This is a genomic window from Sporosarcina sp. NPDC096371 (assembly GCF_044762865.1).
Taxonomy (GTDB): Bacteria; Bacillota; Bacilli; order Bacillales_A; family Planococcaceae; genus Sporosarcina.
Genome location: NZ_JBIWFE010000008.1, coordinates 14,840 through 29,641, shown reverse-complemented (window position 1 = coordinate 29,641; position 14,802 = coordinate 14,840). Strand labels below are relative to the sequence as shown.

Here is a 14,802-nt window from a genome sequence, read left to right as displayed (position 1 = left end):
AGACACCTACCTTTTCCGCTTACAGCTAGTTGCTGATGGGACATCTTTACTGACGAATAACCCAATGATCGAAAGAACAATGAGTGACAAATTGAACGTTACTGGATTGAACGGATGGATTGCCGTTGCTGGAACAGCGATGACTGCTGCGATTGTCAGGAGCGGGAATACAATTAGCTGCAATATGAATAACTGCCGCTTCTGACGATAAAAAAGCCATGCCATCCCGAATAATACTTCCGCAATCCCTATAATCAGCACCGCTGTCGTAATGCCATTTTCCGATAAGGACAAAGCGCTTCCAGTCATCGCGCGCTCTTCTGGATGCATGCCGATAATTTTCGGCACAAGACCTTGGTATATCCAAATGAAGGCAAACAATAGCGTTATTAAATAGGTAGAAAAAAAGCGCATGTATTGCGAACGGGGGGCTTCCCCTTGTTCCAGCCACCTTTTCAATACGTCAAAACTAAGTGCGGTTCCCCAGCCGATAAGAGGGCGGAAAGCCAGTTTATCAAAGGCTTTGCCAGCACGACCAAAATTGACATCATAATCATACTGGGTTAGGAACTTCACTCCGTCTTCTTGCGGTTCATACTTCCAATAACCCCGCCCTTCCCGGATAGGGGAAATCCACTGATCCGTTCCAAAATGAAGGGAAGATGAGCGTGTTCCATCTTCTTTATGGAAAGATCCAACGCTTTGCCCCCAACCTTCGACTGTTAGGGAAGGTCCAACTTTCCGCGTGTAGACGAATTCTTGTGGTTTACCATCTATTTTAGGTAGATAGGTAATGGAAGAGAATCGAAGATCCCATTGTTCGTGCATTTCTGGTTTTTGCGATGCATCCCATATGGCTTCTATCTCAGTGTGAATGGGTACTTCTACATAAATTGGCTGTCTTTTCATCTACTACACCTCCAATCTTATGTTTAGTATACATCGAATGAACTGTTAAAAGTGCTTACTAGTGGAGAATTACCCTAATCTATCCAATGATGTTATGACAGAAAAAGAGTAGTTGAAAACTACTAAGAGGGTCAAACGTTAGCTCTTCATTAGTAAAAGACTTTGAGGTTACTAGATATTTATACATTATTGGTAAAATATTAATTATTCATGTTAGAATGTATATTGTAACAATTAAATATAGTAGACTTGAGGAGGGGTTTGGGATGAAGAATAAGAAATGGCGTTTGTTGGCATTCATGACGATCATCGCATTACTCGTACTGTCGGCCTGTAATTCGGGAGACGGAGGGGATACGGGCTCAGGAAAAGCACCAGATATGGGGGAAAAGGAAGAGCAGGAATACGATTTCCTAAGTATTTTAACAGGTGGAACACAGGGGACGTATTACCCGCTAGGTGGATCATTTGCTAATTACATCACAGATGAGACAGGCGTTAAAACAACAGCAGAAGTTTCACAGGCATCTGCTGCAAACATGACTGCTTTAAAAGACGGCAAGGCTAATATCGCATTTGTCCAAACAGATATCGCTTATTATGCTTTAAATGGTGAACTGATGTTTAAAGGGGATGTAGTTGATAACGTTTCAGCAATTGGTGCGCTTTACCCTGAAACGGTCCAATTAATCACTCTTGAAAAGAATGGCATTAAAACATTTGAAGATTTAAAAGGGAAGAAAGTTTCTGTGGGGGCGCCTGGATCAGGTACTTACGCAAATGCAGAACAACTTCTAGAAATTCATGGTCTGACGATGGATGATATTAAGCCACAGAATCTTGATTTTGCAGTGTCACAAGAAAGCTTGCAGACCGGTCAAATCGATGCCGCATTCATTACGGCGGGTACACCGACGGCTGCTGTTGAAGGCTTGAACGCAGTTGCGAAAGTTTTTGTTGTGCAGGTTGAAGACGATAAAGCGGACGCATTAATTGCAAAATATCCTTACTATGCAAAAGAAGTCATTCCAGCAGGGACGTATGGATTGACTGAAGATACATCAGCCGTTTCCGTAGGTGCAATGCTTGCGATTCAAAATGAAGTACCTGAAGAGCTTGCCTACCAGATTACAAAAGCGATTTACGATAATGCATCAAAACTTCAACATGCCAAAGGGAAATTGATCAAGGCTGAAAAAGGCCTTGATGGTATCGGGATTCCGGTTCACCCAGGAGCACAAAAATATTTTGATGAAGCGAATAACAAGTAAGTGATGAGGAGGGCGGGCGGTGAGGCACTATGCCTCGGCGTCCGACTCTTTACTTTTAGATTGAAAGGGTGAGGCGGATGAAAAGGAAAGTAGTTGTTCCGCTCATTCTTTTAGTCGTTTTTACATCGTTCATACTCTTTTTCATCCCAATGAAAGAGGCGTTTACTTTTACGGAACAGCGGACAGAAGATCCGGAAATGTATTATATCCCCTTGAAAAGTGATAGGGGATTTCAAATCAGGTATGTCCATTCGATTCACTTGACGGATGTTTTTGAAAACTACGAAGTGACAGTCGATCATAAGATCAAGCTGCTATCGATGCAATATGAAAATCTTGCTATTGGTTTACCCGGTTCTGCAGAAGAGGAAGGCGAGTCGTTTTCTTTTAAAGATGGCGTGTATACGCTTACATATGACGATAAGGTAATCGATTCGTTCGTATTATTCATCGGCGATGTAGATGCAGAACTAGCTTTTCGTTATCTTGGCAATGAAATAAATTTGAAACAGCAATTGGAGCGAGGTAAATCATATGCGTTTCGTGTAACGAAACTATCCTACTATCAAATGCTGAAAGGGGGAAACTTGAATGGCAACAAAGAAACAGCAGCGCGATGAGACAGAAGAGTTTAAAATGCTGTCAGAAGAAGAACAGTTGGCGATTCTTCAAAAGTATGATCCGGAATCGAATACCCGTAATTTGAATGGTGTGTTCAAGAGAATTGTCTTTTTTGGGTTACTTGCATTCTCCATTTTTCAATTATACACGGCAATCGGTATTCCTTTTACGCCGTTCATCCAACGCTCCATTCACTTAGGATTTGCCTTAGCGCTCATCTTTATTTTATTCCCTGCTAGGAAAAAGGGGGGCGTTAAACGTAACAAGGTACCCTTCTATGATGTGATTTTGTCGCTCCTTGCGATAGGGGTTGGGCTCTATTGGCCACTGTTAATTGACGAGCTTGTATTACGCGTTGGTCGGGTATCGACGCTGGATATAATCGTTGGGATTTTGGCTGTCCTCTTAACGTTAGAAGCATCGAGGCGTGCGGTTGGCTTACCGATTGCGATTATAGCTAGTACGTTTTTGGTGTATGCATTTTATGGCCAGCATTTTCCTGGATTCCTTGCGCACCGAGGACAAGACTTAGAGAGTCTCGTCCAACTGATGTTCTTTACGACGGATGGGATATTAGGGACACCTATTAGTGTGTCCGCTACGTTCATATTCGTATTTCTCTTATTTGGATCTTTCCTTGTGAAGACAGGGGTAGGTGGCTATTTCAATGATCTTGCGGTTGTGTTGGCAGGTCGTTCAATAGGCGGGCCAGCCAAGGTAGCGATCTTCTCTAGTGCTTTGCAAGGTACGATTTCAGGGAGTTCGGTATCAAACGTTGTTGGGTCAGGTTCGTACACAATCCCAATGATGAAAAAGCTTGGTTATAAAAAAGAATTTGCAGGCGGTGTCGAAGCGGCCGCGTCGACAGGCGGGCAAATTATGCCGCCTATTATGGGAGCAGCTGCATTCTTGATGGTTGAATTCATCGGCGGGGTTTCGTATTGGGATATTGCCAAAGCTGCTGCGATTCCAGCACTTCTCTATTTCACGGGTGTTTGGATAATGACACACTTTGAAGCGAAGCGTGTAGGGTTGCAAGGTATGTCGGAAGACCAAATTCCCAATCGCAAAGAAACGCTTAAGAAAATCTATTTACTGATGCCGATTCTTGGCATCATTGTCTTCCTCCTAATCGGTATTCCGACGATGAAAGCCGCACTTTTGGGGATTGTGTTAACACTTGTTGTCAGTGCGTTTGACAAGTCAACGCGCCTAGGTTTCAAGGATATTATTGATGCACTTGTTGATGGGGCACGTACAGCTCTAGCTGTTGCGGCTGCAACGGCATGTGCGGGGATTATTGTAGGTGTTGTTGTGAAGACAGGTCTTGGTTTGAGTTTGGCGACGGGCCTTATTACAGCTGCTGGGGGGAACATTTTCCTCACATTGTTCTTTACCATGATTGCTGCCATTGTTTTAGGCATGGGTTCACCGACAACAGCAAACTATGTCATCACGTCAACGATTGCTGCACCGGCAATTATCACGCTTTTGATGCTTGATTTGCCTGCCGGCGCAGCGGTTCCAATTGTTGTAGCGGTGTCAGCGCATCTCTTTGTATTTTATTTTGGGATCATTGCAGACATTACACCTCCGGTTGCACTGGCTGCATTTGCAGCGGCGGGAATATCAGGAGGAGATCCTATCAAAACCGGAGTCACGTCGGCGAAACTTGCTATTGCGGCATTTATCATTCCGTATATGTTTGTCTTCAATCCGGCTATGCTTATGATGGGGGCTTCGATTCCGGAGATAATTTGGGTCGTATTCACGGCTATAATCGGTATGGTGGCCATCGGTGCAGGAATGATTGGTTTTTGGTACCGAAAATGTATCTGGATTGAACGTCTACTAGCGGTAGGTACGGGATTACTCCTGATTTATCCGGAAACGATAACGGATATTGTTGGCCTTGTGCTATTCGCCACTTTGTTTACGATTCAATGGATGTCACGTGACAAAAATCACGATAAAAAGAATAAAAATATGGCTGTGGCTTCTTAACGGCACTCCACTATATTCGTACATGTAAGAGCTAAATCTATGGCACTAAGAATACGATTATTGCGTATTTATATAAGAAGACCAGGTATCTACGTAGATGCCTGGTCTTCTTGCGCATGATTATTTGATTTCAGCTTACTAGACGAATAGCCTTACTTGAATAAATCAGCATTATTTAGGAGATAGTAATTATATCAGTTTACGGCAGAGGAAGGTGATAGAGATGAGTTTTTCGGATAATCAGAATGACAAGGTTCTCATTACAATTGATGCGATTAAGAACGAATTAGCAGGAATAAATGATGCTGTATGTAAAGACATTCAAACCCCCAATGAGCTTGTGACGATTATTTACTTTAATTCACTGATCGAAAAACTAACTCTGCATAGAACCGTCACCCTACCTCTGTTAGACCAAAAAGATGACCTGTTAAAAATAGCCGAAGTACCTAAGGAAATTAACCTGGCAAACATTTTGACTTCCATCACGGAAGGAAATACGGTTGTGTATTTTCATGCTAAAAATCTATTCGCGACTGTAAATACATATAGCCCCCCCACTAGTTCAATTATTGGCTCCGATACCGAATCGAGTGTTATTGGTCCACAAGATGCTTTTACAGAATCATTGCAAACAAATCTCTCGTTAATCAAAAGACGGATTCAAAACACAGATTTGAAAAGTGAGGTTCATACTGTAGGGACGGAAACAAATACAGAAGTTTCTGTGGTCTATATGGATCATATTGTAAATAAGGACAATTTGAATAGAGTGCTAAAAAAAATTGCCGACATAAAACATCCAGGATTTAATGATATCTCTATTTTAAATCAGCTAATAGATGAGCATAAATATTCCCCATTCCCACAATACCTTTTGACCGTCAGACCCGATGCTGTCGTATCCTATTTACTAGATGGACGCGTCGCTATTTTAATGAATAATAGTCGATCAGTCATGATTTGTCCCATTTCATTTTTCGAACTGTTTACTTCTCCAGAAGATGATTATAATCGCTGGACGACGGCAACGCTGCTTCGTGGACTGCGGTTTTTCGGTTTTTTCTTATCCATCATATTAACCCCGACTTATATATCTGTGTTATCCCACCATCCGGAAATGTTGCCGTTTAATGCATTATTAAACTTACAAGAATCAAGGGGAAAGGTTCCTTTTCCTCCTATCTTTGAAGTACTATTTATGGAACTTGTTATTGAAGTATTACGAGAAGCCGGTACCCGAATGCCAACAAAAATTGGTCAAACGATTGGTATTGTTGGCGGTATCGTGATTGGAACGGCAGCAGTTGAAGCAAGTCTTGTCAGTAACGTACTCATCGTAATTGTCGCGATATCGGCGTTGTTATCCTTCTTATCTCCGAACTTTGTGATGAGCAACGCGAATCGTTCCATACGCTATATATTTATAATCGCGGCAGGCATGTTTGGACTGTATGGACAGATGATTGCATTTGCTTGGCTTGGACATCACTTACTAAGTTTGACTTCGTTAGGTACACCGTATATGTCGCCGATTATCCCGAGAAAGTGGACAGACTTTCTGAATAGTGTCCTACGGGTTCCCACATCGCTTAAGAGGCGAAAGTCGGGTATTTCGAGGGCGCAAAGCAAAAATGTACCTCCCGCAGAAAGGGAGGAATAAACATTGGAAAACAATAAATTCAAAGTACTGAATCGCTATCATGTCGTGTTTCTCGTTCAAAATGTGATGGTAGGAACCTCCATCTTATCGCTACCGAATCGATTAAGTTCAATGGGCTATAGCCAGTGGTGGATGCCGCTGTTATTTGGGATTATCGCAAACATCTTACTGATTCCTATGATATGGCTGGGGTTAAAATACCGTGACGATCATTTATTCGCCATTCATGAAAAGCTACTAGGCAAATGGCTAGGAAAAAGCATTAATATACTTTTACTCTTGTATTTTATCGTCGTTTTAGCAGCAGTCTGTTCGAGTTATATACAACTAATACAAGTGGTAGCGCTCATAGATCGAACAATCACGGGGCCATTGATCGTATTCTTACTTGTGCTGATTTATATTGTCAGCGGAGGCATTAAATCAATTGCCCGATTTTGTATCATTGCTTTTTTCTCAACGATTGGAACCGTTTATATTTTAAAATGGGGATTTGTTGCTGGGGAAATTAGCCATATGATGCCTTTTTTCAACTTCGATAAGCAGGAGTTTTACACTGCAACTTTAAAAGGGTTAATGATGATTGGTGGTTTTGAATTAATATCGTTTTATTTTCCACATATCGTCGATCAAAAAAAAGCATTTAAACATGCGTCCCTTGGCATATGGCTATGTATTTTGTTTTCTTTTGTATTCACATTCGTCAGTGTGATGTTTTTTTCAGAGTGGCAAATTGAACATGTGTTGTATCCAGTTTTAAACTTGTTTAAAGAAGTGGAACTTTCTTTTCTTGAACGGGTTGACGTGTTAGGAATCACGCTGTGGGTGTTCCTTATTTTATCTACGACTGCTGCCTATTTGTGGGTTGCAAAGATTGGATTAGATTCTATTCGTTCAACGGCAAAGACTGCTCACCTCTATATCATTGCAGCGCTGATCTACCTTGTCGTTCAATTTCCATTTATGCAAGAGTTTCAAAAGCTGTTATTTGAACGTGTTTTTTACGTAATGTATGCCATGTTTATATGGCCAGCTGTATTGTGTGTAATCCACGTACTTAAACGAAAAAAGAACGAGGGATTGAGATGAGGAAAATCATATTACTACTTTTCATGGTGAGTACCATTTTCGCAGCGGGATGTACGCAAGAAGGTCAGCGCTCTTCCGTGGAAGATTTAGCGTTGGTAAGTAGTGTTGGCATCGACTACGTGAATGACAAAGAATTAAGGATGACCGTATCGATTCCACAACCAAGGGGCGAATCACCAGTACTTACGGAAGTCTATTCAGTGAACGCTGAAATGATACAGGAAGGGCTTGTCGATATCTCTTCAGAAGCAGACAAAATGATTATTTTAAACCAACTACGCACGATTTTGTTTAATGAAGAGTTTGCACAGAGTGGTATGGTAACGAAAGTGGTTGAACATTTCTACAGAGATGCAACGATTGGCAACAAAATACGTCTGGTCATCGTAAAAGGTAAGGCGGAAGATATTTTAAAAACTGATTATCCAGAAAACGAACATATGGATGCTTATTTGAATGATTTGTTTCATCCGAAACTCCATAATTCATTTAGCCCTTTTACTTCGGTTCATGACTATATCAGCACCCAAAAAAGTCCGATTTATCATACGATGATACCTTATTTAGAAAAAAAGGGGGAATCCCTTAAAATCACAAGTATCGCTTTATTTAATGACGAAAGAATGATTCAAACCGTTAATACACAGGAATCATTATTAATTCAGGCATTGAAGGGGATAAAAAAACTTTCACCACTCGCCATTAAATTTAAGGAAAATAATCAGGATGAACAACTATTCATTGAGCAAATTGATAACGATTTGAAAGTGAAAAGTAATAAGAATACTGAATCCCCGAAATTGGACATTTCTCTTAAATTAGAAGGAGTGATTGTTGAATACAAAGGGAAGCGCGATTTAAGTAAAAGTGGGGAGATTAAAAAACTGGAAAATAAAATCAGCAAACACCTGAAAAATGATATAGAAGACATACTAAAAAAACTTCAAGAATCAGAGGTTGATCCGGTGGGTTTCAGTGAGTATTTTAGAATGTATCATAAGGGAAAATGGACGGATGAATTGACACAAAACATTATAAAATCGGCAAAATATAAGGTGAATGTGGAATTTGAAATTCTTAACACAGGTACTTTAAAGTAAGTAGTACGATTCATGAATGTAGGAGCATAACGATTCGTTGCGCTCCTAAAATTGCAGTAATGACCTTAATCTATAATTATTCATAGTTATGTATAATTATAGATTAAGGTCATCGTGATGTTGTTTTTGATATACATAGATTAAGTCTTAATACTCCCAAAAATATGATAAGTACTCATAAAGAGGATTTCGTTACCATGTTCAGGAAATAGTGACTTCTATACAGTGTGAATAAATGTATTCAGTATGAATAGATAAATCGTATATTTCTCATTATTAGTACTTGCAAAATAGTATAGTATAAAATATAATTCATAATTATACATAATAGTGAATGAAGGGGAGATTTAAATGGAACATATGGGTATTGTATCCTTACTACCACCAATACTTGCCGTCATATTAGCGATTGTAACGAAAAATGTCATCATTTCGCTATTTTCTGGTACATTTATTGGGGTTTTAATCTTGGTTGGCGGTCGTCCACTTGAAGCGACGATGGAAACAATCGGAAATTACATATTTCCACAAGTAGCAGATAGCTATAATGCTGCTGTCTTAGTGTTACTATTTTTCATAGGAGGATTTGTTGCGCTGATGGAGAAATCCGGTGGTGGAGCGGCTCTTGCGATTAATGCAACAAAATACATTAATACACGTGCGAAAGCGCAACTATCGGCTTGGTTTGGCGGTATCATCATCTTTTTCTCTGATTTAGGTACCCCTTTAATTGTAGGGCCAGTATTTGAAAAGATTTTTGATAAAGCAAAGATTTCTAGAGAAAAGCTAGCTTGGATTATCGACTCCACCTCATCACCAGTGGCGGTGCTCATTCCGTTCATTGGTTGGGGTGTATACATAATGGGACTCATAAAAAGTGAGTTTGATTTGCTAGGCATCAAGACTTCTGAATTTAGCACGTTGGTACAAGTCATTCCATTTCAGTTTTATGCCATTTTAGCAGTTGCAATGGTGCCGCTTGTAGCCATTACAAAATTGGATTTTGGTCCAATGGCAAAAGCGGAAAAACGAGTCCAGCAGACTGGTGCTCTTTATTGGCCAACTTCAACACCTCTGCGGAAACCTGATGAAAATGATGATTTGACCAAAGGAAGTAATGCCAGTTTGATTTTGCTGCCATTACTCGTATTGTTCATTACGTTATTCGGGTTGTTGATTTCTTTCGGCTTCCCGTTCAAGCCAGTACCTGGCAATGAATTTAGGGTTGCATTATCGACAGCCTACTTATTCGCAGCTATTACGATAGTTATTTTAATGCTCGTTTACAAAGTGAAGAAATTTAATGAGATTTTTGCGATTTATACATCGGGTATGCAGAAGATGGTGTATGTAGCGGTTACGCTCGTCTTGGCGTGGTCGTTAGGGAAAGTCATTAATGAGATGGGGACAGCCAGTTTCATTGTAGAAGCGATGAAAGGAAATGTTCCGGCGTTCATCATCCCAGCCATTCTTTTCTTAGTTGCGGCGGGTATGTCAATCGCGTCTGGGACGTCTTGGGGAACATTCGCCATCATGCTACCAATTGCTATACCGATGGCTGTTGCACTCGATGCGCATTTATTGGTTTGTATTGGAGCGGTTCTGTCAGGCGGTATTTTCGGTGATCATTCTTCACCTATTTCAGATACTACAATTTTATCGTCAACGGGGGCGGGGGCCGATCATATTGATCACGTGAAAACACAGTTCCCGTATGCCGTACTGAACGCATCGATTGCGTTTATTGGCTTTGTTGTCGCAGGGATTACAGGTAGTGCGTGGACGTTACTTTTAACAATTGTACTCTTAGTCTTAGCAGTAATGGTAATATCAAAACTAACTACGAAAAAGGGAGTTGCCGTATAAATGAAACTTTGGGGCGGACGTTTTACAAGTCGTGCAGACGAAATTATGGAACAGTTTAATACATCATTACCGGTCGATCACCGATTGTATCGAGAAGATATTGCGGGTAGCTTAGCGCATGTCACGATGCTTGTCCAATGTGATTTATTGACACCGGAAGAGGGGGAGCTGCTTGTAGGTGGGCTCCAATCGATATTGCAGGATATCGAAGCAGGTGAGTTGAAAATTGAAGGCAATTACGAGGACATCCATTCATTCGTGGAAATGCATTTGACAGAACGTATTGGTGAAACGGGTAAGAAATTGCACACAGCACGTAGTCGTAATGACCAAGTCGCGGTCGATATGCGTTTGTATGCGAAGAATAAAGCAGGGGAAGTGATGGACAGTCTTCAAATGCTCATCGACTCTTTGCATACGAAAGCCGCAGCAAACAATGTCATTATGCCGGGCTATACACATTTACAACGTGCGCAGGTTGTTACGTTCAGCCACCATCTGGGTGCATATGCGCAAATGTTTAAGCGCGACAAAAAACGTGTGGCAAATGCCATCGAAATTCTAGATGAAAATCCTCTTGGATGTGGCGCACTTGCAGGGACGACTCATAATATCGATCGCAGTGTTACGACAGCGTTACTGGGCTTCGTGAAACCAGTCGATAACTTCCTAGATGGTGTCAGCGATCGCGATTATTTACTTGAACTTATGTCGGATTTCTCAATTGTGATGATGCACTTGAGCCGTTTGAGCGAAGAGTTGATTTTGTGGAGCAGCCAAGAATTTAAGTTCATCAATATGGCGGATGCTTATTCAACAGGAAGTAGTATCATGCCGCAAAAGAAAAATCCGGATGCGGCAGAACTGATTCGTGGGAAAACAGGGCGTGTATACGGTTCACTATTCTCTTTATTGACAACGTTGAAAGGGTTGCCGCTCACATATAACAAAGATATGCAGGAAGACAAAGAGCAGTTTTTCGATGCGTTAGATACCGTGTTGGATTGTATTGAAATTATGTCGAGAATGATTGATACACTACAGGTCAATGCAGATAATATGAAAGCAGCTATTAAAGCAGGCTTCTTGAATGCTACAGAAGTTGCCGATTACTTGGTAAGCAAAGGGACGGCTTTCCGTGATGCGCATGAAATCGTTGGGAAGTTAATCATTTATTGCGAAGAACAACAGAAGGCTATTGAAGATCTGACTATCGATGAGCTGGCGAAGTTTAGTGGCGATATCGCAGATGATATTTATGAGTATATTGATTATGAGAATATCATCACAAAAGGCAATAAGGAATTGATGAAGCAAGTCAGGAACTAAGGTGATGGGGGGTATCCAACATGGATGCCCCCTTTTGTTATTCTTCAATAGGAAGAAAAAACATGGAAAGGACAGTAATCGTCCTTTCCATGTTGGATTATCCCATTATATTGTAGCCAGCATCTACATAGATGATTTCGCCTGTAACGCCGCTGGACAGCTTGCTCAATGTCACAAGTGTCATGTCTGCTACTTCTTCTTGTGTCACGTTGCGTTTTAATGGAGCTTGTTCTTCAATTTGCGTCAAAATTGTATTGAAGGAAGCAATCCCTTTGGCAGACAGTGTGCGAATTGCACCAGCTGAAATGGCATTGACACGGATATTTTCTTTCCCTAAATCGAACGCCAAGTATCTCACAGATGCTTCAAGTGCCGCTTTTGCAACACCCATCACATTATATCCATCAAGCACACGCTGCGCGCCTAGATAACTCATTGTAACGATGGATCCACCATCTGTCATGAATCGGCGTGCTTCTCTAGCAGTCGCGATTAGCGAATAAGAACTCGTATCTTGTGCAAATGCATAGCCGCTTCTCGTCGTCTCAACAAAATCGTTTTTCAGATCTTCTGCATGAGCAAATGCGAGTGAGTGGACAACCCCATGAATGGTTGCAACTTCTGCGCCGATTTTCTCAAATGCTTCATGGATACTCTCATCTTCGTTGACATCACATTGCACGATCATTTTTGCCTCGAAGTCGTTTGCGCTTAATAACTTCTCCAATTTCACAAGTGAACGTTCTTTTCGGTATGTGAAGATGACGTTTGCCCCAACTGAAAAGAGCGATTTTGCGACTCCCCAAGCAAGGCTTCGTTCATTTGCGACACCCATTACGACTATATTTTTGCCTTTTAATTTCAATAAATCTTCCATTATAATAACCCCCTGAAAAATAGATGATACCTATTATTAGTACCAGATGCTAACTGAATTATAACACACCTGTTGAAAAATTGTGTATGGCTATCACTAGATATGATGAACAAATGATTCTAACTAATCTCAAGTCTGGTAACTACTCAGTCTATATATGTTGATAAAAAGAATCTTACTAACAACGCTCGGCGCTTCGGCTACCCCAGTAAGGCGCCTTCGCTGGAGATTATAGGGAATCATTAGTTCACGTCTGTTGATTAACCATTTAAGTGCAAAAAATACTCGCGAGAAGGGATCGATAACATCTATTTTCACTGGACGCTTTCGGCGAATTAATTACGACAGATGTACCGAGGGGCGGTGTTGCTATCATGTTGTGAATAATTGCCTGTCGCGTACCTACAATGTTCAAGTAAAAAATGCAGTTTCTTTGAAAGAAAAAAATAGTAGATGACCTTCTATAGAGAGAGTAAGTGCCCGAAGATACAATTTCGGGCACGCTGTATAATGCGTACCTTTCTTAATTTAAGCAAATCTTATTCTCCTGTGGTGTGATGCCTTATAGAAAATAACAATTTTTTACTGTAAAAGAAAAAAATATAAAAAAGATTCAGCCGCCAAAATTGCATCTTTGGCGGCTTTTCACTAGTTAAGAAGCCGGCTATTCTTTCGTCCCTAAAAAATTCAGCACTTCGTGTATCTGCGATTTTGGAGAGCGACGGGTGAAGGACCACCATATAATTACCGAAAAAATTGTGTATGGATACGACAAAGTCATATCCATACACATCCAGACATCCCGGTAATGTTATAGAAGTCATTCAATCCAAAGCGATCCAAAGCAGATATACATGAATTCTAGTATTGAGTTAATCAACTTGTGTGTTACAACACATATAAAATATGAAAACGTATACAATGCTGAAATGTTTGTAATGATTAAAAATACAGTTGACTTTATAAATATTCATACATATAATAAGTTTAACTTGTTAGTAGGAGTGATTGGAATGAAAGTAGGAATCATTGGCGCTTCAGGGTATGGCGGGCTTGAACTCATCCGGCTCTTGCATAACCATCCTGAAATCGAACACATCGAATTATTCACGTCATCAGAAGAGGGTACTGTGTTTTCGCATAAGTATTCACATCTTATGAATATCGTGGATCGGCCACTCCAAAAAATAGACCAGGAGAAATTAGCTCAGTTCGATGTTGTTTTTTCAAGTGCACCTGCTGGCGTTGCAAGCCACTTGCTAACACCATTAATTGGCAAAGGACCGAGGCTAATTGATTTGTCCGGCGATTTTCGATTAAAAGATGTAGCGCAATATGAACAGTGGTACAACAAACAACCGGCTTCACCAGAGGCGATTGCGCAAAGTGTCTACGGTTTAACAGAATGGAACTACGCGTCCATTAAAGAAGCGCAGCTCATTGCCAATCCGGGCTGTTATCCGACGGCGGTCTTGTTGTCGTTACTGCCATTACTGAAAAATAGATTAATAGATGCGAGTGGGTTGATCATCGATGCAAAGAGTGGTGTGTCTGGTGCAGGCAATCAACCAAGTCAAATGACACATTTTAGTGAAACAAATGAAAATACAGCGATCTATAAAATCCATCAACATCAACATATCCCTGAAATTGAACAGGCATTTGCCTTGTTTGCACATCAAGCACCGCCTATCACGTTTACTACACATCTTGTACCGATGACACGGGGAATTTTGGCTACAAGCTATGCACCTGTCATAGAAGGGGTAACAGAAGCGCAACTTGTCGATTGTTTACAACAAACCTATGCGAATCACCCATTTGTCCGCGTGTTACAGGAAACAACTAAGTTTGGGACCAACCAAGTATATGGGTCCAATTATTGTGACCTGCACGTCAAAGTGGATCCACGGACGAACCGGGCTACTATCGTTTCAGTCATCGACAATTTAGTAAAAGGGGCAGCAGGGCAAGCGATTCAAAATATGAATGTCCAATTCGGTTTGGAAGAGACAACCGGCCTCACTTTGGTCCCGGCATTTATCTAATTTAGGGGGAAGTAATTTGACAACT

General features: G+C 40.9%; 11 protein-coding genes. 9 read left to right on the top strand and 2 right to left on the bottom strand.

Annotation, left to right across the window (positions count from 1 at the left end; translation table 11 throughout):
- Positions 1-6: 6 nt before the first annotated feature.
- Positions 7-909, bottom strand: coding sequence for a DoxX-like family protein (locus tag ACIQ0H_RS17825; RefSeq protein WP_403417682.1), 903 nt, complete (start codon positions 907-909; stop codon positions 7-9).
- Between the two features lie 266 nt (positions 910-1,175).
- Between ACIQ0H_RS17825 and ACIQ0H_RS17820 the strand changes: the two genes are divergently transcribed.
- The 8 genes from ACIQ0H_RS17820 to argH all read left to right on the top strand — a co-directional run bounded on the left by ACIQ0H_RS17820 (position 1,176) and on the right by argH (position 11,852).
- On the top strand, positions 1,176-2,180 hold the full coding sequence (locus tag ACIQ0H_RS17820) for a TAXI family TRAP transporter solute-binding subunit (RefSeq protein ID WP_403417680.1): 1,005 nt from the start codon (positions 1,176-1,178) through the stop codon (positions 2,178-2,180).
- A 77-nt stretch (positions 2,181-2,257) separates the two neighbouring features.
- On the top strand, positions 2,258-2,800 hold the full coding sequence (locus tag ACIQ0H_RS17815) for a DUF1850 domain-containing protein (RefSeq protein WP_403417677.1): 543 nt from the start codon (positions 2,258-2,260) through the stop codon (positions 2,798-2,800).
- A complete protein-coding gene (locus ACIQ0H_RS17810) occupies positions 2,772-4,805 on the top strand; it encodes a TRAP transporter permease (RefSeq protein WP_403417674.1) in 2,034 nt (677 codons plus the stop codon). The genes ACIQ0H_RS17815 and ACIQ0H_RS17810 overlap by 29 nt, the downstream gene beginning before the upstream one ends.
- 223 nt (positions 4,806-5,028) lie before the next feature.
- A complete protein-coding gene (locus ACIQ0H_RS17805; protein WP_403417671.1) occupies positions 5,029-6,468 on the top strand; it encodes a spore germination protein in 1,440 nt (479 codons plus the stop codon).
- A 3-nt stretch (positions 6,469-6,471) separates the two neighbouring features.
- Positions 6,472-7,557 carry a GerAB/ArcD/ProY family transporter gene (locus tag ACIQ0H_RS17800; protein WP_403417668.1) on the top strand — a complete coding sequence of 362 codons (1,086 nt, stop codon included), beginning with the start codon at positions 6,472-6,474 and terminating at the stop codon, positions 7,555-7,557.
- Complete coding sequence (locus tag ACIQ0H_RS17795; RefSeq protein ID WP_403417666.1) at positions 7,554-8,657, top strand: Ger(x)C family spore germination protein; 1,104 nt, start codon at positions 7,554-7,556, stop codon at positions 8,655-8,657. The genes ACIQ0H_RS17800 and ACIQ0H_RS17795 overlap by 4 nt, the downstream gene beginning before the upstream one ends.
- Before the next feature lie 351 nt (positions 8,658-9,008).
- Complete coding sequence (locus ACIQ0H_RS17790) at positions 9,009-10,523, top strand: Na+/H+ antiporter NhaC family protein (protein WP_403417663.1); 1,515 nt, start codon at positions 9,009-9,011, stop codon at positions 10,521-10,523.
- Positions 10,524-11,852, top strand: coding sequence for an argininosuccinate lyase (argH, locus tag ACIQ0H_RS17785; protein WP_403417661.1), 1,329 nt, complete (start codon positions 10,524-10,526; stop codon positions 11,850-11,852). It begins immediately after the preceding gene.
- A gap of 97 nt (positions 11,853-11,949) precedes the next feature.
- Here argH and ACIQ0H_RS17780 read toward each other — a convergent pair whose 3' ends face one another.
- The gene (locus ACIQ0H_RS17780; RefSeq protein ID WP_403417659.1) at positions 11,950-12,729 is read right to left on the bottom strand and encodes an enoyl-ACP reductase FabI; all 780 of its coding nucleotides are present in this window, start codon (positions 12,727-12,729) and stop codon (positions 11,950-11,952) included.
- A gap of 1,013 nt (positions 12,730-13,742) precedes the next feature.
- Here ACIQ0H_RS17780 and argC point away from each other — a divergent pair.
- The gene (gene argC, locus ACIQ0H_RS17775) at positions 13,743-14,777 is read left to right on the top strand and encodes an N-acetyl-gamma-glutamyl-phosphate reductase (protein ID WP_403417656.1); all 1,035 of its coding nucleotides are present in this window, start codon (positions 13,743-13,745) and stop codon (positions 14,775-14,777) included.
- Positions 14,778-14,802: the final 25 nt, after the last annotated feature.

What these genes read in the sequence shown, in the direction of transcription:
- argC (WP_403417656.1), top strand. Translation starts at nt 13,743, where the DNA reads ATGAAAGTAGGAATCATTGGCGCTTCAGGGTATGGCGGGCTTGAACTC.
- ACIQ0H_RS17790 (WP_403417663.1), top strand. Translation starts at nt 9,009, where the DNA reads ATGGAACATATGGGTATTGTATCCTTACTACCACCAATACTTGCCGTC.
- ACIQ0H_RS17825 (WP_403417682.1), bottom strand. Translation starts at nt 909, where the DNA reads ATGAAAAGACAGCCAATTTATGTAGAAGTACCCATTCACACTGAGATA.
- ACIQ0H_RS17820 (WP_403417680.1), top strand. Translation starts at nt 1,176, where the DNA reads ATGAAGAATAAGAAATGGCGTTTGTTGGCATTCATGACGATCATCGCA.
- ACIQ0H_RS17810 (WP_403417674.1), top strand. Translation starts at nt 2,772, where the DNA reads ATGGCAACAAAGAAACAGCAGCGCGATGAGACAGAAGAGTTTAAAATG.
- ACIQ0H_RS17805 (WP_403417671.1), top strand. Translation starts at nt 5,029, where the DNA reads ATGAGTTTTTCGGATAATCAGAATGACAAGGTTCTCATTACAATTGAT.
- ACIQ0H_RS17780 (WP_403417659.1), bottom strand. Translation starts at nt 12,729, where the DNA reads ATGGAAGATTTATTGAAATTAAAAGGCAAAAATATAGTCGTAATGGGT.
- argH (WP_403417661.1), top strand. Translation starts at nt 10,524, where the DNA reads ATGAAACTTTGGGGCGGACGTTTTACAAGTCGTGCAGACGAAATTATG.
- ACIQ0H_RS17815 (WP_403417677.1), top strand. Translation starts at nt 2,258, where the DNA reads ATGAAAAGGAAAGTAGTTGTTCCGCTCATTCTTTTAGTCGTTTTTACA.
- ACIQ0H_RS17795 (WP_403417666.1), top strand. Translation starts at nt 7,554, where the DNA reads ATGAGGAAAATCATATTACTACTTTTCATGGTGAGTACCATTTTCGCA.